Source organism: Pilosibacter rotomagensis (assembly GCF_045062245.2).
Taxonomy (GTDB): Bacteria; Bacillota; Clostridia; order Lachnospirales; family Lachnospiraceae; genus Pilosibacter.
The window spans coordinates 2,237,568-2,259,507 of record NZ_CM170323.1 but is presented as its reverse complement, the minus strand read 5'-3'; the positions used below and the strand labels follow the sequence as shown (position 1 = coordinate 2,259,507).

At 48.6% G+C, this 21,940-nt stretch carries 20 protein-coding genes; 16 read left to right on the top strand and 4 right to left on the bottom strand.

Annotated elements, in window-relative coordinates; translation table 11 throughout:
• The first annotated feature begins 16 nt into the window (after positions 1–16).
• From ACI3EW_RS10065 to mobQ, 4 genes are all read left to right on the top strand, one after another.
• Positions 17–736, top strand: coding sequence for a replication initiator protein A (locus tag ACI3EW_RS10065; protein WP_107000086.1), 720 nt, complete (start codon positions 17–19; stop codon positions 734–736).
• Positions 733–1,581: an ATP-binding protein gene (locus ACI3EW_RS10060; protein WP_107000085.1), complete on the top strand. Its 849-nt coding sequence runs from the start codon at positions 733–735 to the stop codon at positions 1,579–1,581. The genes ACI3EW_RS10065 and ACI3EW_RS10060 overlap by 4 nt, the downstream gene beginning before the upstream one ends.
• Before the next feature lie 142 nt (positions 1,582–1,723).
• Positions 1,724–1,942: a DUF3847 domain-containing protein gene (locus ACI3EW_RS10055; RefSeq protein ID WP_107000084.1), complete on the top strand. Its 219-nt coding sequence runs from the start codon at positions 1,724–1,726 to the stop codon at positions 1,940–1,942.
• Positions 1,943–2,288: 346 nt separating this feature from the next.
• A complete protein-coding gene (mobQ, locus tag ACI3EW_RS10050) occupies positions 2,289–3,995 on the top strand; it encodes a MobQ family relaxase (RefSeq protein ID WP_485662912.1) in 1,707 nt (568 codons plus the stop codon).
• Between the two features lie 224 nt (positions 3,996–4,219).
• Here the strand turns inward: mobQ and ACI3EW_RS10045 are convergent, their stop codons facing one another.
• The 4 genes from ACI3EW_RS10045 to ACI3EW_RS10030 all read right to left on the bottom strand — a co-directional run bounded on the left by ACI3EW_RS10045 (position 4,220) and on the right by ACI3EW_RS10030 (position 7,460).
• Positions 4,220–4,399, bottom strand: a complete 180-nt coding sequence (locus ACI3EW_RS10045) for an immunoglobulin-like domain-containing protein (protein ID WP_416346971.1) — start codon at positions 4,397–4,399, stop codon at positions 4,220–4,222.
• Positions 4,400–4,550: 151 nt separating this feature from the next.
• On the bottom strand, positions 4,551–6,482 hold the full coding sequence (locus ACI3EW_RS10040; RefSeq protein ID WP_233430164.1) for a M56 family metallopeptidase: 1,932 nt from the start codon (positions 6,480–6,482) through the stop codon (positions 4,551–4,553).
• Between the two features lie 3 nt (positions 6,483–6,485).
• Positions 6,486–6,851, bottom strand: coding sequence for a BlaI/MecI/CopY family transcriptional regulator (locus ACI3EW_RS10035; RefSeq protein WP_107000083.1), 366 nt, complete (start codon positions 6,849–6,851; stop codon positions 6,486–6,488).
• Between the two features lie 234 nt (positions 6,852–7,085).
• The gene (locus ACI3EW_RS10030) at positions 7,086–7,460 is read right to left on the bottom strand and encodes a TnpV protein (protein ID WP_107000082.1); all 375 of its coding nucleotides are present in this window, start codon (positions 7,458–7,460) and stop codon (positions 7,086–7,088) included.
• Between the two features lie 90 nt (positions 7,461–7,550).
• Here ACI3EW_RS10030 and ACI3EW_RS10025 point away from each other — a divergent pair, with 90 nt between their 5' ends.
• From ACI3EW_RS10025 to codY, 12 genes are all read left to right on the top strand, one after another.
• Positions 7,551–9,380 (top strand): recombinase family protein, encoded by a 1,830-nt coding sequence (locus ACI3EW_RS10025; RefSeq protein ID WP_118529626.1) that lies wholly within the window; start codon positions 7,551–7,553, stop codon positions 9,378–9,380.
• Positions 9,381–9,387: 7 nt separating this feature from the next.
• Positions 9,388–9,741, top strand: a complete 354-nt coding sequence (locus ACI3EW_RS10020; RefSeq protein WP_346011223.1) for a sigma factor-like helix-turn-helix DNA-binding protein — start codon at positions 9,388–9,390, stop codon at positions 9,739–9,741.
• Between the two features lie 371 nt (positions 9,742–10,112).
• Positions 10,113–11,051 carry an N-acetyl-gamma-glutamyl-phosphate reductase gene (argC, locus tag ACI3EW_RS10015; RefSeq protein WP_182426730.1) on the top strand — a complete coding sequence of 313 codons (939 nt, stop codon included), beginning with the start codon at positions 10,113–10,115 and terminating at the stop codon, positions 11,049–11,051.
• A gap of 90 nt (positions 11,052–11,141) precedes the next feature.
• Positions 11,142–12,011: an acetylglutamate kinase gene (gene argB, locus ACI3EW_RS10010; RefSeq protein WP_118515053.1), complete on the top strand. Its 870-nt coding sequence runs from the start codon at positions 11,142–11,144 to the stop codon at positions 12,009–12,011.
• 12 nt (positions 12,012–12,023) lie between these two features.
• Positions 12,024–13,202 carry an aspartate aminotransferase family protein gene (locus ACI3EW_RS10005; RefSeq protein ID WP_118529628.1) on the top strand — a complete coding sequence of 393 codons (1,179 nt, stop codon included), beginning with the start codon at positions 12,024–12,026 and terminating at the stop codon, positions 13,200–13,202.
• Positions 13,203–13,205: 3 nt separating this feature from the next.
• The gene (gene argF / locus ACI3EW_RS10000; protein WP_118515049.1) at positions 13,206–14,117 is read left to right on the top strand and encodes an ornithine carbamoyltransferase; all 912 of its coding nucleotides are present in this window, start codon (positions 13,206–13,208) and stop codon (positions 14,115–14,117) included.
• A 384-nt stretch (positions 14,118–14,501) separates the two neighbouring features.
• Positions 14,502–15,431, top strand: coding sequence for an alpha/beta fold hydrolase (locus ACI3EW_RS09995; protein ID WP_118529629.1), 930 nt, complete (start codon positions 14,502–14,504; stop codon positions 15,429–15,431).
• A 91-nt stretch (positions 15,432–15,522) separates the two neighbouring features.
• Complete coding sequence (locus ACI3EW_RS09990) at positions 15,523–15,714, top strand: hypothetical protein (protein ID WP_118296926.1); 192 nt, start codon at positions 15,523–15,525, stop codon at positions 15,712–15,714.
• 68 nt (positions 15,715–15,782) lie between these two features.
• A complete protein-coding gene (locus ACI3EW_RS09985; protein WP_118529630.1) occupies positions 15,783–17,318 on the top strand; it encodes a YifB family Mg chelatase-like AAA ATPase in 1,536 nt (511 codons plus the stop codon).
• Positions 17,319–17,367: 49 nt separating this feature from the next.
• Positions 17,368–18,501, top strand: a complete 1,134-nt coding sequence (gene dprA / locus ACI3EW_RS09980; protein WP_243022214.1) for a DNA-processing protein DprA — start codon at positions 17,368–17,370, stop codon at positions 18,499–18,501.
• 21 nt (positions 18,502–18,522) lie between these two features.
• Positions 18,523–20,625, top strand: a complete 2,103-nt coding sequence (gene topA, locus ACI3EW_RS09975; RefSeq protein WP_118529632.1) for a type I DNA topoisomerase — start codon at positions 18,523–18,525, stop codon at positions 20,623–20,625.
• A 397-nt stretch (positions 20,626–21,022) separates the two neighbouring features.
• On the top strand, positions 21,023–21,805 hold the full coding sequence (gene codY / locus ACI3EW_RS09970; RefSeq protein WP_118296924.1) for a GTP-sensing pleiotropic transcriptional regulator CodY: 783 nt from the start codon (positions 21,023–21,025) through the stop codon (positions 21,803–21,805).
• The last annotated feature ends 135 nt before the right edge of the window (positions 21,806–21,940 follow it).

Genomic DNA, 21,940 nt, shown 5'->3' with positions numbered 1-21,940 from the left:
GGAAGGAGGTGAACGCATGACACAGTTTCTAATAAAGGATACCCTGATACCGCCGTATATGGCATTTCCACGATTTTTACTGGATATGGAGCAGCTGAGTGAAACCGCAAAAATACTGTATGTACTTTTGTTGGATAGAGCAAGACTTTCACAGAAAAACGAAGGCTGGGTAGATGAGCGTGGGCGTGCGTTCATATTCTTTCCAATCAAGGATTTGGCAGAAACCATGCACAAAAGCGAAATGTCTGTTAAGACCGCTCTGGCAGTTCTGGAAAAAACGGATTTGATTTTCCGCAAGCGTCAGGGACCGGGATTGCCAAACAAAATCTATGTAAAAGTCCCACCGGAATATCTGGTGCAGACGGACAGAAATCTTTCCCTGATACAGACAGAAACCTATCCGTCTGACGGACAGGAAACTGTCTCTGTAAGGGAAAGAAAAGTGTCCGGAAGTAATAATGAAAAGAACAATAACAAGATAAAGAAACAAGGGAGTAAGGCTGACCGCACCGCTTACGGAAAATATCAAAATGTTTTCCTGAATGAAAAGGAGCTGGCACAGCTTCAAAAGGAAATACCATTATACCGGGAATATATCGAAAAGCTGTCTGGCTATATACGTTCCAGCGGGAAGCGGTATCAAGACCACGCTGCTACGATTCACAGCTGGTATACGCAGGATCACCCGGCTCCCGTAAGACGCAGCTATGAATGTAAGGAGGATGAAAGCCTATGAACCAAATCACTGGCACCATTCAGAATATCTTTTCTGACCGCCCTTTGCAGGAAGATGAATACCGCAATGAATCAGACAACCTCATCCACTGCGCCAAATGTAAAACACCCAGGCAGCACCATGTGGTTGTTCTTGGAAAGGAAATGGTGGTTCCCATTCGCTGCCGCTGTCAGCAGGAAGTCCAGGATAAAGAGGAAGCGGAGAGAAAGCACCGTGAATTTCTGGATCAGGTGTCCCGTCTGAAAGCCAACGGCTTACAGGACAAGTCCCTGCGGGAATACACCTTTGCCAATGATAAGGGTTACAACCCGGAAATGCAGAAAGCCCATGACTATGTTGTCCATTGGAGCGAAATGAAGGCAAAATCCATCGGCTTGCTTCTCTGGGGCGATGTGGGAACCGGAAAATCCTTTTTTGCCGGATGTATCGCCAACGCTCTGCTGGAGCAGGGTGTTCCGGTGCTGATGACCAATTTCTCCCGGATTCTCAACGCCCTGTCCGGGCTGTATTCCGAGGAGAAGAACCAATATATCGACAGCCTGAACCAGTACAGTCTGCTGATTATTGATGACCTGGGAATTGAGCGCAGTACGGAGTTTGCCTTGGAACAGGTATTCAATGTCATTGATAGCCGATATCGCAGCAAATTGCCACTGATTGTGACAACTAATATGACCTTGGAGGAACTGAAAAATCCGCAGGATCTGACTCGCTCCCGTATCTATGACCGAGTATTGGAACGGTGTGTGCCGCTGAGAATCAACAATCAGAATATCCGGCAGAGAAATGCCGCTGAAAGCATGAAAGAAGCACGGAAAATACTGGAAAGCGGTACTGGAACGTAAGACCGGCGGTGCCGGATTGTCTCCTAATCAGCGGTGCATTGATAATTCCGCTCATGCAGCAACAATCCCGGCACCATTCTTTTCTAAAACAAGTACCAAATAAAAATCAGTTAGACCGGATATGGTCAGAAAGGACGTAAATATGACCGAGGATGAAAAGAAATTATTGCAGGCGAAACACAGACAGGAAGCGGTTGAAGCCAGAAACCGTCAGAAAGAGAGAAAACAGCGCACAAGAAGATTGATTCAGCAGGGAGCTATTCTGGAAAACGTATTCCCGGAAGCACAGATAATGGACTTGGATAATCTAAAAATGGAGCTGGAAAGACGATTAAGTGCAGAAGTTACGGAAAAACATTGAGGTACGAAAGTATCTCTATTCCCGAAGGGCGCACTTACTCACCACCCGATAACATCGGGCGGTGGTATCCCCTTCGGGGCCGTGCGCTCTGCGAGGCGGATGCGGCTCCTGCGGGAGCCTTATGGACAATGCCACAATCCTGCGAGCTTGCTGTCATTGTCCACGCAGCTGGTGGTCGGTGTTACCACCTATAAAAAATACCGTCGCTTTAACCGACGGTATTCCACCAACTGTCTGCAAAAACCTGCCACCGGCAGCTTTGTTGCAGAGATGGGCATTGTTGCCAAGCCCCATTTGCTTTTTCTAAAAAGCAACAAAAACAAAAGCGAAAGGACGGTGATGAAGAATGGCAATCTATCATCTGGAAGCAAAGGTCATCAGCCGTGGAGCCGGGCGCTCCGCTGTGGCGGCTTCCGCATATCTGAGCTGTTCACAGATATACAACGACTACGATGGGATTCAGCATGATTACACCAGAAAACGAGGGCTTGTCTGGCAGGAAGTATTTCTTCCGCCAATCGCTCCGGCTGCGTGGAGTGACCGAAGCATTCTGTGGAATGCGGTGGAGGAAAACGAAAAGACCAAGGACAGCCGCCTTGCCCGTGAATTTGTGGTAGCACTTCCCATAGAACTGGGAAAGACAGACTGGCAGAGCCTTCTCACAGAATTTATTCAGGACAATTTTGTGGCCGAGGGAATGTGTGCGGATGTTGCAATCCATGACCCATATCCGCCCGGACACAATCCACACGCCCACATTATGCTGACGATTCGCCCCTTACAGGAAAACGGTAAATGGCAGCATAAAACCGAAAAAGAATATCTGTGCGTGAGGGATGGCGCAGAATGGGGATTTACCTCTGCTGAATATAAGATCGCACAGGCGGAGGGCTGGGAGAAACAGTATCAATATCTGGTTGGCGAGCGAAAGGTGTATATGGCACCTTCAGAAGCTGAGAAGCAAGGTTATGAACGAGCCAACAAGTATCCCAAAAGTACAAAGTATGGCAGACAGAATCCAATTTCTCAGCGTTGGAACAGCGATGAACAGCTACTCATCTGGCGGGAAAAATGGGCAACCGTTACCAATCGGCATTTGGCACAGTATCCGGAGATAGATGCCCGGATCGATCACCGCAGTCACGCCGCACAGGGATTGGATGAACTGCCAACCATCCACGAGGGCTATCACGCACGAAAGCTGGAAGCGATGGGTATCGTTTCTGACCGCTGCGAAATTAATCGCCAGATCAAGGCGGACAACGCCCTTCTCCGGGAGCTGAAAGCGAAGGTCAAAAAGCTGGCTGCTGCAGTAAAAACTTCGATTCCGGAGCTGGCAAATGCACTGGAATCCCTGCGTGAGAATATGATTGTTCTTATGTACCGCATCAGCCATATCCGTATCAGCAAGCAGAAAATCTCTGACTATGTGGATGCTGTAAAACCGGTCGTGGAACGATATACGGAAATCAAACAGGAAATCAAAGAGAAAAACACAGAGCGAAAGCAGCTCCGTGCAGAACAGGATTCTCTACCCTTTATTCATGTGATAAAGCATCAGAAATTGTCGGAGCAGGTTGCTACGCTGACTGAGGATTTGGAGGAATTGAAATCCGAAAAGTCCATGCTTCTGAACAGTATGGAATGTGCGGATGATGCAGCCTTCTCCAAATTCAAAAAGGAAGTCAAGAATCTTGATACACAGATGGACGCACTGGAACAGGCAGAAAATAAATTCACTGCCGAACTGGACAGAACACTGGAGAGATACAGGGATTTGGAAAAAACCGTTGCCGATGTGGATGCAGGCGAATTGACCGACACCAGAATGGAGCTTCGCACTGGCAAAGAGCAATCCGCAGCCAGTCAGCTTCAAAAAATCTACGGCGTTAAATATGATTATGATATGATGCGTCAGAGCAAGCTGGAAGTGAAGAAAATGCTTGGGGAAGTTACCAGAAAGCCTTCTATTACTCAAATGCTTCAGCGCAAAGAACCAGAATCACAGATGCAAAAACCTCCCAAAAGAAAGCAAAAAGATTACGAGCGATGATAACAAAATCCACCATTACCACTCCGATTTTGGAATGGTAGTGGTGGATTGCTGCTCTACAATATATCTGAGCCAGTGAAAAATATACTGTCCTTCCTGTGTACATATCGTACTACACAGTATTTTCAACAGAAAAAATACCATCGCTGCTACTTTGGAAGTATCTGCGATGGTATTCCTTTACTAAGGATGCAATAATTATATTTGACATTGTACTTGGACAGTTATCGAATTTCAAATTCTACTGCCAGATAATGAGTATGGATTTCATCTTCTATCGTTTCATATATTTTCTTTATGATGCGATATTTACCGTCTGACAAGTCGCCATACCACGTTTTCCAATTCGTAGAAAAAGCCGTAATTTCTCCCGCTGGAATCTGGTATAGAGTATCTGTCCACAATCCATCCGTCAGCTGATCCAGCCTGTGTCATTCACCGTTTTCCCACTTCTGAATATCATACCATTCCCAGGTTTTCAGTCCTTTTCCACTTTGATTTGAAATTTCAATATCGCCTTCCCGGGATTTATACTTTTCCATCATCATAGTCACGTTAGGCAAGGTATTCATCGCTATATGCCTTTTTTCCAGTAACTGTTTTCTGTTCTCCGGTATTGCCGTTGGTTACAGCAATGCTGGCAATCTTAGAAGCATCCACCATTGAAACTCCTGCCACTACTGATGTAGTTTCTCCCGACTCAGCTCCGTTTGATCCGTTAACATCTCCATCAGCAACAGGAAATTGAATATCCTGTCGCACTTCTTCAGTAGCAAAGATGCACCATTTACCATCCATGTAGATTTCAATGGTTCCTTCGGCAGCACCGTACTGATATGCGTATCCCTCGCCAAAATTCGATTGATCATTTACGGTAGGCTTGGTGTTCCCGTGAACAGAGGATGTGATCTTGCCATTCATCACATCGTGGTGAGCATCTGTATTTTCAAATCCTGTGTACAGATAGAGTGTGTCATTCACCATAACCATCGGAATCACAGCACCACTATCTGCTGAGTGAGAAGTATGTTCCGAATTTTCATTGCCCAAGTTGGTACTATCAAATGAAGCACGAATCACGATTGCATAATCTACATTTTCCAATCTTTCAGGTTCATTGACAAGCACTTCGGGACTAAATACCCTCACTCCATTTCCCACATCAAATACCATAGCTGCCAAAATTTTTTCCGCCTCGGATTGGATTAGAATAGGTTTATTCAACTCATAACCGTTGCAGCTCCATCCGAGGATGGAATAATTCTCAGGGAATGCAAAATATGTGATGAAGGAACCACCATGTTCGTTGGTATCGACTTGAATATCAACACCTACTGAATGACCGTTTTCACGACGAACATCCAATAAGATGTTTATCTCATCGACTTCACTCGTTAATACGGCAGGCGTAGATTTTGTGCAAGTGCCATTACTCCACTGCTCGGCATAAACAGTGCCGCTCATTACACTTTGACCAAAGGTAGTATCATAGGTAAAAGTATTACCATTTCCGGGTGTAGACTGTTCAACAAGTGTTATAGAATCACCAATCGTTTTGGGATTTGTCAGGAAACAAACCGCCGTAACGATAGCAGCAATTATTGCTACGACAACAATCCAGAACGCAGGCTTTTTATAATTCAACACACGCTTCACCCTTTCTTTTACGCCAACCTCGCCAAAGGCAAGCGGGCAAACCAAAATCGTTCTTCTATTTACGCTACAAGAGAGTAATGTTTCGGAATAGGAAATAGACTCGCTCTGATTTAATTCTCGAATGACTTTCTCGTCGCAAGCCAACTCAATATCTCTGCAAAGTAAAATATACGCAATCCATACAAGCGGATTGAACCAATGGATTGCTAAAACCAGATACCCCAGCGGCTTCCACCAGTGGTCACAGCGTTTTAAATGAGCGTTCTCATGGGCGATGATATGGGGAAGCTGCACTTCATCCGTTCCGGACGGAATGTAGATTTTTGGCTTAAAGCAGCCTAGGATAAATGGTGTTTGGATATCATCGCAAATCCAAATGTTGTCCCGCACATTTAACGATGGACGAACCTTGTTGTGGATTTTTCGGTAGCTCACAAGAGCAAATACAGCAAAAGTGAAAATGCCAACTATCCATGCAACACTGAGAATCGTTGTTATGTTAGCTCCGTTGTTTGCAGGAACCGTCACACCTTCAAAGTAGCGGTCGCCAAGGTAATCATTGATTTGTGTATCTACGATATTGAAACCTGTATTCACATCAAAGGATGGTCCGGAAACGACCTCATTCGGAAAAACCTCTGCGCTTGGCACCATGCTCAAATTGCTTTCGATGGTAATCGGGCATAAGAGTCGAATTGCAACAGCACCCCAAAGCAGAACATTGATCCACTTAGGTGCCTCTCTCAAAACTACACGCAAAAGTACGACCGCAAGGATCAGCCAAGATGCGGCGATACTCATATTTACAATTTTCAAAAAGAGTGAACTCATAGATTACTCCTTTCCGGCGGCTGCATCAATCATGTGTCGAATCTCCGCAGCTTCCTGTTGAGAAATACCCTTCCTTTGTGTAAAAGCCGCAATGAAAGCAGGGAGGGAGCCTTCAAAGGTTTCATCTACAAACTGCTCGCTCTGAACAGCATAGAACTCGTTCTTGGTCAGCACAGAGGAAACAGTTCCTCCGTTGTTTTGGAAAATCCCACGCTCACAGAGTTTGCGTAACACGGTATAAGTGGTAGAACGGTTCCAATTCAGTTCCTTCTCACAGAGCTTTACCAAATCTCTGGAGTGCAAAGGCTCATTCGCCCAAATAATATCAGCGAAGTGGGATTCCACTACGCCCATTTTAATCTCAGCCATAAAGATTTCTCCTTCCAGTTGATAGTCAATAAACTAATTATAGTTTACTCTCAATAAACTAGAATGTCAATAGGAAACAGTCATGTTCATAATAGTTTCACAAGTATTTGGGTTTCTGCATTTTCTAACTTTCCGACAAGCTGGTGGGATGTCAAAACAACTTCTGTCCAACTCGGATTCAAGGGAAAAGAGAGAACTTGTACCCATGATGTGTACAAGCTCTCTCCCTTGGCGTTAGCAATATATTAGTTCATTCAAAACAATTTCCTCCGCAGCATTGCGGATGTTATTGCAGGCACCTACCCAGATCATCTGATCAAGAGCTTTTAATTCCTCGTTTACACCATGCTGCTCCTGCATTTGTCGAGTCAGCAGCTCCATCCGTTGACGAGCCGTATCATCAATGTCGTTCAAGTGTGATACCAGCTTTCCGTCGAACAAAAGCTCCGTATACAACCCCGGGCGATGCTCTTTTATGTAATTCATTCGCATACGACCATACTTACCGTAATGTGGTTCTTCTTCAACCGGAAGCTCCAGGTTCGGATAATACATTCCGTCCTCGCCTAAAGTGTAGGTGCCGCCTAATTCTTCAAAAATCGATTTCATAGAAAACCCTCCTGTCATGTTTACTTGGTGCTTACTTTATGTTATAATAGCACATGATACATCACATAGCAAGAGAAGGAGGAAAAGCAGATGCGACAAAATGAAGATGTTATCGCCCTCTATTCCCGTAAATCAAAATTTACAGGGAAAGGCGAGAGTATTGGCAATCAGGTTGAACTTGGCAAAGAGTATGTTCGTGTGCATTTTGGTGATGCCGCTGTAGATAAAATCGTAGTATATGAAGATGAGGGATTTTCCGGAGGGAATCTGAACCGTCCGGCATTCAAACGAATGATGGATGCAGCAAAAAAGCGACAGTTTAAGGCAATCATTGTCTATCGTCTTGACCGTATCAGCCGTAATGTCAGCGACTTCTCTGGATTGATTGAAGAACTTGCCCGTTTGGATATTTCTTTTATTTCCATCAAGGAGCAGTTTGACACCAGCACCCCGATGGGACGAGCCATGATGTATATTGCATCTGTTTTTTCTCAGTTGGAGCGTGAAACCATTGCCGAGCGTATCCGTGACAATATGCATGAGCTGGCAAAGACCGGACGCTGGTTAGGTGGTACAACCCCTACCGGCTTTGAATCCGAAGCTATAAAAAGCATTACAGTGGACGGAAAGGCAAAGAAAGCCTGCAAGTTGAAACTTGTTCCGGAAGAAGCAGATATAGTCAAAACGATTTTTGATTTGTATGTGGAAACGGATTCTTTGACTTTGACAGAAGCGGCGTTGATTAAGCAAGGGTTCAAGACAAAGAACGGAAAATATTTTACCCGTTTCTCGGTCAAAGCGATTTTGCAGAATCCGGTCTACATGGTCGCTGACCAAGAGGCGTATGATTTCTTTATAAAGAATGATACAGACCTGTTCTCCGAGCATGATGCCTTTGACGGTGTTCACGGCATGATGGCATATAATCGTACCGATCAGGAAAAAGGCAGAGCGAGTATCTCGTTACCGCCGAGTGAATGGATTGTGTCCGTTGGCAAACATCCCGGACTAATTCCCGGCAAGGTGTGGGTGCAGGTTCAAGAGTCATTGGAACGCAACAAGTCCAAGTCTTTCAGAAAACCACGCAGTAACGAAGCGTTGCTGACCGGTCTGCTGTTCTGCAGCTGCGGTGAGCGTATGTATCCGAAGATGAGCAAGCGAAAAACTGCTGACGGCAAGGTGATTTACACCTATGTGTGCAAAATGAAAGAGCGCAGCCAGCGTACCGTGTGCAACAGCAAAAACGCAAACGGCAATACACTGGATATGGCAATCATCGAACAGGTAAAAATGCTTGCAGATGATAAGGAGACTTTTGTCAGTCAGTTGGAGCAGAGCCGAAAATTCTATACCGGCAATCGCATGGACTACGAACAGCGGATTTCCGATATGAGAAAAGAGAAGGCAGAAACAGAGAAGAAAATCAATTCACTGGTGGATTCTCTCGTGGAAATGGGTGACAGCCCTGCCAAGGCTCATGTAACAAAGCGAATTGAGCAACTGAACGAAGAATACCAGTCCCTTGAAAAACGTATTCAGGAGCTGGAAGGACTGACTACGCAGCACGCTCTCAGTGATGTTGAATTTGACTTGATGCGCCAGCTGCTGACTGTCTTTAAGGACGGCATTGATGAAATGACCATAGAACAGAAACGAGCAGCCATCCGCACCATCGTGCGTAAGGTTATCTGGGACGGAGTCAATGCCCATGTGGTTTTGTTCGGTGTGCAGGACGATGAAATCGAATACCCGGAAATCGCTTCTGCTGCTTCTGATAATACAGACGATGAGGACGATAATGATGAATTGGTGGCATTTTCCGATGTAGATTACGAAGATGATGATACGGAGGATGACCGCCTGGGAAAAACTAATCCCCTCAGTGCATCAAAAACGCATTGGGGGGAGGATAGCAAATGAGATCCTGATGATGTTCCGGTCGGGGAAAAAGTTCTCCAGGGAAGTCTCCATCTATGACCCGATCGGTGCGGATAAAGACGGGGAGACGGTGAGTCTGTTTGATGTTCTGGAATCCGGAGACCGGGAAGTGCTGGAGACGGTCATCATCGGACAGGATGTGAAGATACTCTATGAGGCATACCGGGACCGTCTGACGGAGACGGAAAAAAAGGTGATTCGGATGCGCTACGGTCTGTTCGGGGAAGATGAGCACACGCAGCGGGAGATCGCCGGACAGCTTGGAATTTCCCGATCCTATGTATCCAGGATCGAGAAAAAGGCGGTTGCCCGCATGCGGGAGGCGTTCGGATACGGAGAGTGAAACGGACGGTATGAGTCCGGATCATGGAAAAACAAAAGACAGGATCGGGAGAACAGCATGATGGTCTGGAAAAGGATCATTGTGCTGTTTTTGTTTGGAAAGAAATTTCCGGACTGCGGGACCCGATCCTGTGCCGTTTTTTATATGTGTTCGCTCTGAATTTATAAAAACGCAAAAAAGAATAAAAAACCCCTTGCATAAATATACATATAGGATTATAATTATGCATAATTATTCAGAAAATATTCAGCTTTATGCATCTGCCCCCACAAAAACATGCAGAGAAGAAAAGCTCCGATCCCTTTTTTAACACGGACCGGAAGGAAAGCTGACTGGGATCCAGCAAATTATGACCGAGAGGAGAAACGATTATGAAGCCAAAGGTATACATTGACGGAAAAGAAGGAACCACCGGACTCCAGATTTATGAGAGACTTGCATTGAGAGACGATATTGAACTCCTGATGATCGATGAGGCAAAGAGAAAAGATGCGGATGAGAGAAAGAAACTCATCAACGCCGCGGATATCACGTTCCTCTGTCTGCCGGATGCGGCGGCAAAAGAGGCGGTGAGCTTTGTGGAAAAAGATTCCGCAAGGATCATCGATGCATCGACGGCACACCGGACAGCTCCGGGCTGGGCATATGGAATTCCGGAACTTTCCGACGCACATAAGGATGCGATCGTTCATGCGAAATATACGGCAAACCCGGGCTGCCATGCATCGGGATTTGTGATCCCGGTCTATCCGCTCGTTGCGGCGGGGATCATCCCGAAGGAGACACCGCTCACCGTATTCTCCCTGACCGGCTACTCCGGAGGCGGAAAAAAGATGATCGCGGAATACGAATCTCCGGAGAAACCGACTCTCTACAATACCCCGAGGATCTACGGCTTAAGCCTGAAACATAAACACCTGCCGGAGATGCAGAAGATCTGCGGACTCGACGTTCCGCCGGTGTTCTGCCCGATCGTGGATGACTACTATAAAGGAATGGCGGTCACTGTGATGCTGCAGAATTCAATGTTAAAGGGAAATCCGACTGCAAAGGATATCCATGAGGCACTTGCAGCTCATTATAATGGAAAGAACGTTGTAAAAGTCCATCCGTTCGGCTGGGACGATCCGATGATCGCGGCGGGAACTATGGCCGGAAAGGACAGCATGGAAATCGTGGTCAACGGACATGAGGACCAGACGATCATCACGGCGCTGTTTGACAATCTCGGAAAAGGCGCATCCGGTGCAGCTGTCGAGAACATGAACCTGATGCTCGGATTTGAGGAGACGGCAGGATTAAATCTGTAAAAAGGAATGGATGTCTGCAGAAAAAAAGATGCAGGCGAGTCCGAAACAGTCAGAAACGTGATATAGATGATAAGAGGGGAGAAAAACGTTATGGAAAATCTGAAACCGGAAACAAGAGCTGGCGTTCTCGTTGAGGCGCTCCCATACCTTCAGGATTACTATGGAAAGATCGTGGTCGTCAAATACGGCGGAAATGCCATGATCAATGAAGAATTAAAACAGGCGGTCATCCGCGACATTGTTCTTTTAAATCTGGTCGGCATCAAGGTCGTTCTGGTTCACGGTGGCGGTCCGGAGATCGGGGAACTCTTAAAGAAGACAGGAAAAGAGTCCAAATTCATCAAGGGACTCCGCTACACCGATCAGGAGACCATGGAGGCAGTCCAGATGGTCCTCTGCGGAAAGCTCAATAAGAACCTTGTGACGCTCTTAAAAAATGCCGGAGGAAAAGGCGTCGGCTTAAGCGGTATGGACGGCGGATTATTTGAGGCAGTCAAATTAAATGATCCGGACGGCACCGAGTACGGCTATGTGGGCGATATCGTAAAGACAAACCCGCAGATTGTTCTCGATATGCTGGAAAAAGGCTACATTCCGGTTGTTACCTGCGTTGCAGCGGGAATCGATGACACCTGCAACTACAATATCAACGCGGATACGGCGGCGGAGAAGCTGGCGATCGCGCTGAAGGCGAAAAAGCTGATCATGCTGACTGACGTGCGCGGACTGTTAAGAGATCCGTCCGATGACACGACACTTATCAAGCGCCTGAAAGTTTCGGATGTTCCGTCCCTGGTCAAGGAGGGCGTCATCAAGGGCGGCATGATCCCGAAGGTCAACTGCTGCGTGGAGTGCGTCCGTCAGGGCGTAGAGCGTGCGAACATCCAGGACGGCCGTGTGCCGCACTCGATCTTAATCGAGCTGCTCACAAACGAAGGCGTTGGAACCATGTTTTCATAGGAGGAACAAGGAATGACTGCAGAAGAGATCAAGAAAAAAGATTCAGAATATATCATGCATACCTACGGACGGTTTGACATCGTCCTTGACCACGGAAAAGGCGCGACGCTCTGGGATGCAGACGGAAAAGAGTATGTGGACCTCACGTCCGGGATCGGCGTCAACAGCCTGGGACATGGAAATGAGAAGATCGTCGGTGCGATCACAAAACAGGCGGAAAAGCTCATGCATGCGTCAAATCTCTACTACACGGAGCCGATGGTGAGTGCTGCTGAGAAGCTTGTGACGGCAACCGGCATGGGAAAGATCTTCTTCGCAAACTCCGGAGCAGAGGCGAACGAGGGCGCGATCAAGGTTGCGAGAAAGTATTCCTTCGATAAATACGGGGCAGGGAGAAACAAGATCGTGACACTGATCCAGTCCTTCCACGGAAGAACCGTGACGACCTTAAAGGCAACCGGACAGGAGAAGTTCCACCAGTATTTTTTCCCGTTCACGGAAGGTTTTGACTATGCGAAGGCAAATGACCTAGCGGATGTAACCGCAAAAGCGGACAAGACCTGCTGCGCGGTCATGATGGAGATGATCCAGGGCGAGGGCGGTGTTCTCCCGCTCGACAAAGAGTTCGTCCAGGGGGTTGCAAAGTTCTGTAAGGAACATGACATCCTTCTCATCGTGGATGAGGTCCAGACCGGCATCGGAAGATGCGGAAGTCTTTTTGCATACGAGCAGTACGGGATTTCCCCTGACATCGTGACGATGGCGAAAGGACTCGGCGGCGGACTTCCGATCGGCGGCGTGCTCACATCTGCAGCGTGTGCCGACGTGATGGGACCTGGAACCCATGGTTCCACATTTGGAGGCAACCCGGTGAGTGCAGCGTCCGCAAATGTCGTTCTCGACACGGTGAATGATCCGGAATTCTTAAAAGAAGTTCAGGAAAAAGGCGCTTACATCAAGAAAAAAGTCCTGGGATTCCACTCCCCGGCAGTCAAAAATGTCCGCGGCATGGGACTCATGCTCGGCATCATCGTAGATCCGGAAAAGCGTGCCGGATACGTTTCAAAGCTCATGGAAAAGGGCATTCTCGTGCTGACAGCCGGAACGGACGCGATCCGTCTGCTTCCGCCGTTAGTCATTACATATGAAGAGATCGATAAGGCACTTGAGGCCATGAAGGAGGTATTTTAAATCATGAATCATTTATTAAAATTACTGGATCTGAGTACGGAGGAGATCACCGGGATCCTGGATCTCGCGGACCAGTTAAAATATGAGAGAAAGCACAACATTCCGCACAGACACTTAGAGGGACAGACTCTGGGAATGATCTTCCAGAAGTCTTCCACAAGAACGAGAGTTTCCTTCGAGACAGGAATGTATCAGCTGGGCGGACATGCCCTGTTCCTCTCATCAAAAGATTTGCAGATCGGCCGCGGAGAGCCGGTTCAGGATACAGCGCGTGTATTATCCCGCTACCTTGACGGCATCATGATCCGTACCTTCGAACAGAAGGAAGTCGAGGATCTCGCAAAATTCGGCTCCATCCCGGTCATCAACGGTCTGACTGATTTCTGCCATCCCTGCCAGGTACTTGCAGACCTTATGACGATCCGTGAGAAATTCGGAAGCTTTACAGGTCTTAAGATGTGCTACATCGGCGATGGCAACAACATGGCAAACTCCCTGATCGTCGGCGGCTTAAAGGTCGGCATGAATGTTGCAGTTGCGACACCGGACGGTTATAAGCCGGACGGAGAAGTCCTTGAGTTCACAAAGGGCTACGCAGATAAATTTGCCCTGGAGACAGACCCGTTCATGGCAGCATCCGGCGCGGATATCGTGATCACGGACACATGGACTTCCATGGGTGAGGAAGCGGAGAAAGAGGAGAGAAAGAAAGTATTTAAGGATTATCAGGTCAACAAACAGCTCCTCGCAGCCGCAAATGCAGGTGCGATGGTCCAGCACTGCCTCCCGGCATACCGCGGACAGGAGATCACAGAGGAAGTCTTCGAGGAACATGCCGACGAGATCTTCAACGAGGCGGAGAACCGTCTTCATGCACAGAAGGCTGTTATGGTCAAGCTGATGAAGAAAGACTGAGCGGAAAAATAAAAATCAGAAAGTTCCCTGTGGGTGCGGGAGTACCTGCGGGGGATTTTTTGTTCAACAGGAAAGTTCGATGGAACTTCCCTGTTGAACAAAAAGGCACTACGTGCCAATGATGCGCACTCGCGCGAAGATGAAGATCGTCGCGAGCGACCGCGCTCGGCGCGTGAATGTGCCGTGGCACATTCTTTTTTAGGTTTATATAAACTTTATGAAATTTTAACAGATGTTTCCTGGGGAAAATACGGTATGCGTGTTATACTTATAGATAAGCTGAACACGTATGAAAACTGGCGGGGCATTGATCCTGACCGGAGACCGGATCCCGTCTGCGGATCCTGCCGATGGCAAAAAGATCTGGTGTGAGGAGGGAGAAAAATGGAAATTCATGAATTTTATATTCCGTCCAGCAGTGGGATCGCGAATCTTCACTGTATGGAGTGGATCCCGAGCGGTGAGGTGAAAGCGATCGTTCAGATTGCCCACGGAATGATGGAACATGTCGGAAGATACCGGGAGTTTGCGGAATTTTTAGCGGGACACGGGATCTATGTCCTTGGAAATGATCATCTTGGACACGGAAAGACCGCAGCGGCAGCGGAAGACCGCGGATACTTCGGGGAGCATGGCGGAGCCGTCTCGGTGATCCGCGATATGCGCCGCGTGACGGTCCACGCGCAGAGAAAATATCCAGGTGTGCCGATCTTCCTTCTGGGACACAGCATGGGATCATTTTTCGCGAGACGATATCTGACTGTCTATAAAGACAGGATCGACGGAGTGATCTTACTCGGGACCGGAGCTCCGAAGGACGCGGAGGTCCGGCTTGGCTATCTGCTGGCGGACACGATCTGCAGACAGAGAGGAACACGCTGCCGGAGCAAACTGCTCTATGAGATGTCCCTCGGAAATTACAACAGGAAATTTAAACCTGTGAAGACGCCGTACGACTGGCTCTCCAGGGATGAAAAGAAAGACCGGGATTTTGGAGACGATCCGCTGACAGATTTTATCTTCACAGCCGGGGCGTACCGTGACTTCTTTGAGGTGATCTTAAAAACGGCAAAGCTTGAAAAAGCCGGAAAAATGCGGACAGATCTCCCGATCCTGATTCTGTCCGGAAGCAAAGACCCGGTGGGAGAGGAGACAAAAGGCGTGCGCCGCGTCTATGAGCGATACGACAAGGCAGGAGCGGAGGATCTCTCCATCGGCTTCTATGAGGATGCGAGACATGAACTTTTAAACGAACTCAACCGCGACCAGGTATCCGCGGATATCCTGGAGTGGATCGGGGAGCATGAGGGCTGATTCCTGTCAATGACGGCGAAAACATGGATGAAAGCTCAAATGGTAAGGCCACGCGGCGGGTGTTTGTCCGCGCGGTGGGAGGACGATGCATATGGGGCTGGCGGAAATAGGAAGGAATCCTCCGCCGGACGCCCCATATTCGAGAGGGAATCCGCTCTCTTCTGCAGGTGTGAGAGGGGAACGGATACAGGGTTCACAGTCTAAATTCTTAAAATTCTTAAACCATATCTATTTTATCAAAAACGGTGAAAATATTCTCGATTTCAGGGATGATTTCAACTAACAACATCAAGGATTCTCCTATCTCTATAGGTGGTGAGATGACAACCAAAGACTGGAAAGGAGTATTTTTTGTTCAGCAAGATCAACAGCATATATCTCCTCGGAATGGAGGGGAAAAACGTGACCGTGGAGGCGGACGTCAGCGACGGACTTCCGGGGCTGATCCTTGTGGGATATCTGGCCTCGGAGGTCCGGGAGGGCGGAGACCGGGTGCGGACGGCGATCAAGAATCTTGGACTCTCCCTGCCGCCAAAGAAGATCACGGTCAATCTGTCTCCGGCAGATTTTAGAAAGGAAGGAACCGGCTTTGATCTGGCGATCGCCGCGGCGATCCTGTCATCATACGGAGGATTCCAGGCAAAGGACCTGGAGGATGCGGTATTCTTCGGGGAACTGGGGCTGGACGGGACTGTGCGGGGGATCCCGGGCGTTATGGCGCTCACGGCACAGGCACGGGAGAGTGGATTCCGACGGGTATTTCTTCCGGCTGAGAACGTGAAGGAGGCATCCTTTATCGGCGGGATTTCGCTCTACGGTGTCCGGGATCTGAAACATCTGGTGGATATGTTATCCGGAAAACAGTCGATGCGCCCGGAACCACCGGTAAACATGAAGGAGCTGCAGGATACGATGAACCGCTATGATGTGGATTTCGCGGAATTATCGGGACAGCCGCTCCTTAGGCGGGCGGCGGAGGTGGCAGCCGCCGGAAAGCACAACCTTCTGGTCGTGGGACCTGCGGGGGCCGGAAAGACCATGCTTGCGAGGAGAATGCCGACGATCATGCCGGGAATGGACGTGGCGGAGAGCATCGAGATCTCGAAGATCTACAGTGTGAGCGGACTTCTGACGGAGAAAGAGCCGCTTGTAAAGATCAGGCCGTTCCGTGCACCCCACCACACGGTATCGGTCCAGGCACTGACGGGAGGCGGGAGGAGACCGAAGCCGGGGGAGATCTCGCTTGCCACCGGCGGGATCCTGTTCCTCGATGAATTGCCGGAGTTTTCCAGAGCGGCACTCGAGACACTCCGGCAGCCGCTCGAAGACCGGGAGGTGACAGTCTCGAGAGTGGAGGCCACGGTGACATATCCGGCCAACTTTCAGCTTGTGGCTGCGATGAACCCATGTCCCTGCGGTCATTTTCCGGACCTTGCGAGGTGCCGGTGCACGGAGGGACAGATCACGCGGTATCTACAGAAGATATCGGGACCACTGCTGGACAGGATCGATCTCTGTGTGGAGGCATCCCCGGTTACTTACGGGGACATCAGAGGCGGCGGAGAAAATGAAGCTTCCGGCGCGATCCGGGCGCGGGTGGAGCAGGCGAGAGAGATCCAGAAAGAGCGGTTTATGGAGGAAAACATCCGCTGCAACGGGGAGATGGCGGGGCGGCATATCCGGAAATACTGCGTTCTGGGGAAGGAGGAGGAGACCTTTATGGAGGAGATCTTCGAAAAGCTTGCGCTTTCCGCCAGAATGCATGACAGGATCTTAAAAGTCGCAAGAACGACGGCGGATCTTGCAGGTGCGAGTGAAATCCGGCTTTCAGATCTGTGCGAGGCGGTGTCCTATGTGAAGAGCCGGGAGAAGTTCTGGGGGAATTAATGCCTGAAAACGAAGCTTGTCCGGAACTTTTTGGGTGCGGAACAGTTCTATGAATGAAAGGAAAGGGGTACATAAGATCATGGCTTACAACACACTTACCGAGCGGGAAGCGTTTTACTGTCTCTGCCATGTTCCGGGGTTCGGCAGTGCGACGATCGGGAAGTTAAGAGAAAGGTTCGGAACATATCAGGAGGTCTGGACGGCAAAGGAACAGGAAATCCAAAAAGCGGGAGTTCTCACAGAGAAGCGCGTGACGGTCTTTTTGCAGGCAAGAGAGCAGGAATCTGCATGGCTGAAGGAATTTTATGGGCTGGAACGGACGGGGATCCGCTTTATCGCTGAAGGAGACACAGACTATCCGGAACGTTTCCTTCCATATAAAGACCGCCCGGCGGCGCTTTTCGTAAAGGGAAATCTTCCGGAAAACGAGGTCCCGGCGGTTGCCATTGTCGGCGCCAGAGCCTGCACGGAATATGGGAAGGAGGCGGCCGGATTTTATGCCGGGGAACTTGCCAATGCGGGAGTCAACATTATCAGCGGCATGGCGGCGGGAGTGGATGGCTGTGCCCACAGGGGCGCGATCGAGCGTGGGAAACCCACCTACGCGGTTCTGGGATGCGGGGTAAATATCTGTTATCCGCGGGAAAATTACAAAATTTTTCATGCCATGGAGGAAAACGGCGGTATCCTCTCAGAGTTCGTCCCGGGGACCCGCCCTGTGGCAATGAACTTTCCGCTGAGAAACCGGATCATCAGCGCTCTTGCTGACGCGGTCATAATAATAGAAGCGAGGGAGAAGAGCGGATCGCTGATCACAGCGGATTTTGCTTTAGAACAGGGAAAGGAGGTTTTCGCCCTTCCGGGACGTGCAAATGACCCGTTGAGCGGGGGCTGCAACCGCCTGATCCAGGGCGGTGCGAGCCTGCTTTTGAGCCCGTCGGATGTGCTGGAATTCCTCGGGATGAAATACGAAAGAAAATTAACGATTCATAAATTTTCACAAAATAGGCTTGCCAAGAACGAAAATTTGGTGTATGCTTCGGTTGATTCGCGCCCCAGACATCTGGAAGAGGTCGCCGCATTGAGCGGACTCTCTGTGACAGAATGTATGGAAGCCCTTTTAAAGCTGGAGCTTGCGGGACTTGTTTTTGGAACCGGGAATCAATATTATAAAGCGGAATGATTGCAGAAGGATGTGAAAAATATGGCGAACAGTCTTGTGATTGTGGAGTCTCCTGCAAAGGTTAAAACAATTAAAAAATTCCTGGGAAGCACATATGAGGTGGACGCGTCCAACGGACACGTAAGAGATCTTCCGAAGAGCCAGCTCGGAATTGATGTGGAAAATGATTATGAACCGAAATATATCACGATCCGGGGCAAGGGCGATATCCTTGCGAAACTCCGGAAAGAAGTGAAAAAAGCAGATAAGATCTATCTCGCAACTGACCCTGACCGTGAGGGAGAGGCGATTTCCTGGCATTTGATGAAAGCGCTGAAGCTCGATGAGGTAAAAGATAAAAAAGTATACCGAATCAGCTTCAATGAGATCACGAAAAACGCGGTAAAGGCGTCCTTAAAGGCACCGAGAGATATCGATATGAATCTTGTGGATGCCCAGCAGACGCGGCGTATCCTGGACCGTATCGTGGGCTATAAGATCAGCCCGATCCTCTGGGAAAAGGTAAAACGCGGACTGAGTGCCGGCCGTGTCCAGTCGGTGGCACTCCGAATGATCTGTGACCGTGAAGAGGAGATTTCCGCGTTTATTCCGGAGGAATACTGGAGTCTCGATGCGATGTTGAAAGCACCGGGGACAAAGAAGCCGGCAGCGGCCCATTTCCATAAAGATAAGGATGGAAAGACAGAGATCAGGAGCCGTGCCGAGCTGGATGCCCTGTTAGAGTCCTTAAAGGGACAGAAATTTATCGTAAATGATATCAAGAACGGTGAGCGCACGAAGAAGCCGCCGCTTCCGTTTACAACGAGTACCATGCAGCAGGAGGCGTCCAAGGCGTTAAACTTCTCCACCCAGAAGACGATGCGTCTCGCACAGCAGCTCTATGAGGGCGTTGATGTGAAAGGACACGGCACGGTCGGTCTGATCACTTACCTGCGTACCGATTCCACCCGTGTCGCGGAGGAAGCGGAGAAGATGGCAGGCGAATTCATCGCTGAGAACTATGGGGAAGCATATCTGTCAACGGGAGAGAATTCAAAGAAGAATAACGGAAAGATTCAGGATGCGCACGAGGCGATCCGTCCGACGAATCTTTCTCTGACACCTGTCAAGGTGAAGGAATCTCTTTCGAGAGATCAGTTCCGTCTTTACCAGCTGATCTGGAAGCGGTTTACCGCGAGCCGGATGTCTGCAGCTGTCTATGAGACGACCTCTGTTAAGATCATGGCGGGCGGAAATGAATTTACGATGACAGCGTCCAGACTGAAATTTGACGGCTTCATGTCTGTCTATATCGAGGCGGATGAGAAGGAAGAGAAAAATCAGATCCTCTCGAAGCTGGAAAAGGGCGAGGAGCTGGAGCTTGCCGATCTTGTAAATGCCCAGCACTTTACCCAGCCGCCAGCCCACTATACGGAGGCATCGCTTGTAAAGGCGATGGAGGAACAGGGCATCGGACGTCCGAGTACCTACGCTCCGACGATCACAACGATCCTTGCACGCCGGTATGTGGTGAAGGAAAATAAAAATATTTATGTGACTGAGCTCGGCGAGGTTGTCAACCGGATCATGAAGCAGTGCTTCCCGAGCATCGTGGATATCGCTTTCACGGCGAATCTGGAGTTCCTGTTAGACAGCGTCGGAGAGGGACTGACCCCGTGGAAGACGATCGTCAGAAACTTCTACCCGGATCTCATGGCAGCGGTGAATGAGGCCCAGAGAACGCTTGAGACGGTCCACATCGCAGATGAGGAATCGGATGAGATCTGTGAGGTATGCGGAAGACGGATGGTCATCAAGTACGGTCCTCACGGTAAGTTCCTCGCATGTCCGGGATTCCCGGAGTGCCGGAATACGAAGCCGTATCTTGAGAAGACCGGCATCCCGTGTCCGAAGTGCGGAAAAGAAGTCATCATCAAGAAGACGAAAAAAGGCAGAAAGTATTACGGCTGTGAGGCCAACCCGGACTGTGATTTCATGTCCTGGCAGAAACCGTCCACTGAGAAATGTCCGGAATGCGGAAGCTACATGGTGGAAAAAGGAAACAAACTTGTCTGCGCAAATGAGCAGTGCGGTTTTGTGATGCCGATGAAGGAAAAGGAAGAGGAAAAGACTGCAACTGAATAATCTGCTGCCGGTTACAGGATGAACGGCAGTGATAAAAAGGCTCTGGCGGGATGTGCGAGACACATTTGCCGGATGTTTCTTGTAAGAGCTGTGAATCAAACCTGCATACGGCGGATGTTTGGAAGAAGATGCAGGCATCGGGTCAGCTGGTGTGGAAAGGTGAAATGTCTCTTCTGACAGTGAAATTTGCCGATAAATGCACTGAACTGCATAATTATCGCTACAAATGATACAATTCAGACAGTTTGAACTTCAAAAAATTGATAAGGACTTGACAATTTATTTCGATTTATCCTAATTATCCGAAAAAGTCTTGAAATTCTGGAAATATCGTGTTACAATTTAATCGATCAAATATTATTCGTACGATATCAGAAAGTAAAGGAGGTTTTCGGAAATGAGTGTTGAATTATTGGATAAGACCAGAAAAATAAACAAACTGCTCCACAACAACAATTCGCACAAGGTCGTATTTAACGACATCTGTAAAGTTTTAAGCGAAATTTTGCTGTCGAACATTCTCGTGATCAGCAAGAAAGGAAAAGTCCTGGGTGTAAGCATCTGTCCTGGTGTCGATGAGATCCATGAGTTGATTGAGGACAAAGTTGGCGGCTATGTCGATAAAATGTTTAACGAACGCCTCTTAAGTGTCCTTTCCACAAAGGAAAATGTAAATCTTGCGACTCTCGGTTTCGCTGAGGAGAACGTGAAGAAATACCAGGCGATCATCGCTCCGATCGATATTGCGGGAGAGCGTCTTGGAACTTTATTTATGTACAAATCCGACGAGCAGTATGATATCGATGATATTATTCTCTGCGAATACGGTACTACGGTTGTCGGCCTTGAGATGATGCGTTCTGTAAATGAGGAGAACGCGGAGGAGACAAGAAAGGTACAGATCGTGAAATCTGCGATCAGCACGTTATCGTTCTCCGAGCTGGAGGCAATTACCCATATCTTCGAGGAGCTTGACGGAAACGAGGGAATTCTTGTTGCCAGCAAGATCGCAGACCGGGTTGGTATTACAAGATCCGTTATCGTGAATGCGCTCCGGAAGTTTGAGAGTGCGGGTGTTATCGAGTCGAGGTCTTCGGGTATGAAGGGAACATACATTAAAGTTTTGAATGATGTGGTGTTTGATGAGCTGAAGGCGTTGAAGGCGGTTAATGCGAAATAGCTGATAGAAGTGGTTTTGGTTGTAATTGAAGAAGACGTAAAAAGAGGTGCGGCGGGATTTAGGGCTGCGCCTCTTTTTTGGGTGGAATAAGGGAGAATGTCTTTTGAGGTGTCTTGGCGAAAGGTACGCGGTGAG

Excerpts from the sequence above, each read along its gene's own strand:
- ACI3EW_RS10020 (WP_346011223.1), top strand. The coding sequence starts at position 9,388 with ATGATGTTCCGGTCGGGGAAAAAGTTCTCCAGGGAAGTCTCCATCTAT.
- ACI3EW_RS10055 (WP_107000084.1), top strand. The coding sequence starts at position 1,724 with ATGACCGAGGATGAAAAGAAATTATTGCAGGCGAAACACAGACAGGAA.
- mobQ (WP_485662912.1), top strand. The coding sequence starts at position 2,289 with ATGGCAATCTATCATCTGGAAGCAAAGGTCATCAGCCGTGGAGCCGGG.
- argB (WP_118515053.1), top strand. The coding sequence starts at position 11,142 with ATGGAAAATCTGAAACCGGAAACAAGAGCTGGCGTTCTCGTTGAGGCG.
- ACI3EW_RS10065 (WP_107000086.1), top strand. The coding sequence starts at position 17 with ATGACACAGTTTCTAATAAAGGATACCCTGATACCGCCGTATATGGCA.
- ACI3EW_RS10040 (WP_233430164.1), bottom strand. The coding sequence starts at position 6,482 with ATGAGTTCACTCTTTTTGAAAATTGTAAATATGAGTATCGCCGCATCT.
- ACI3EW_RS10060 (WP_107000085.1), top strand. The coding sequence starts at position 733 with ATGAACCAAATCACTGGCACCATTCAGAATATCTTTTCTGACCGCCCT.
- ACI3EW_RS10035 (WP_107000083.1), bottom strand. The coding sequence starts at position 6,851 with ATGGCTGAGATTAAAATGGGCGTAGTGGAATCCCACTTCGCTGATATT.
- dprA (WP_243022214.1), top strand. The coding sequence starts at position 17,368 with ATGAATGAAAGGAAAGGGGTACATAAGATCATGGCTTACAACACACTT.
- ACI3EW_RS10030 (WP_107000082.1), bottom strand. The coding sequence starts at position 7,460 with ATGAAATCGATTTTTGAAGAATTAGGCGGCACCTACACTTTAGGCGAG.
- topA (WP_118529632.1), top strand. The coding sequence starts at position 18,523 with ATGGCGAACAGTCTTGTGATTGTGGAGTCTCCTGCAAAGGTTAAAACA.
- ACI3EW_RS09995 (WP_118529629.1), top strand. The coding sequence starts at position 14,502 with ATGGAAATTCATGAATTTTATATTCCGTCCAGCAGTGGGATCGCGAAT.
- codY (WP_118296924.1), top strand. The coding sequence starts at position 21,023 with ATGAGTGTTGAATTATTGGATAAGACCAGAAAAATAAACAAACTGCTC.
- argF (WP_118515049.1), top strand. The coding sequence starts at position 13,206 with ATGAATCATTTATTAAAATTACTGGATCTGAGTACGGAGGAGATCACC.
- argC (WP_182426730.1), top strand. The coding sequence starts at position 10,113 with ATGAAGCCAAAGGTATACATTGACGGAAAAGAAGGAACCACCGGACTC.
- ACI3EW_RS09990 (WP_118296926.1), top strand. The coding sequence starts at position 15,523 with ATGGGGCTGGCGGAAATAGGAAGGAATCCTCCGCCGGACGCCCCATAT.
- ACI3EW_RS10025 (WP_118529626.1), top strand. The coding sequence starts at position 7,551 with ATGCGACAAAATGAAGATGTTATCGCCCTCTATTCCCGTAAATCAAAA.
- ACI3EW_RS10005 (WP_118529628.1), top strand. The coding sequence starts at position 12,024 with ATGACTGCAGAAGAGATCAAGAAAAAAGATTCAGAATATATCATGCAT.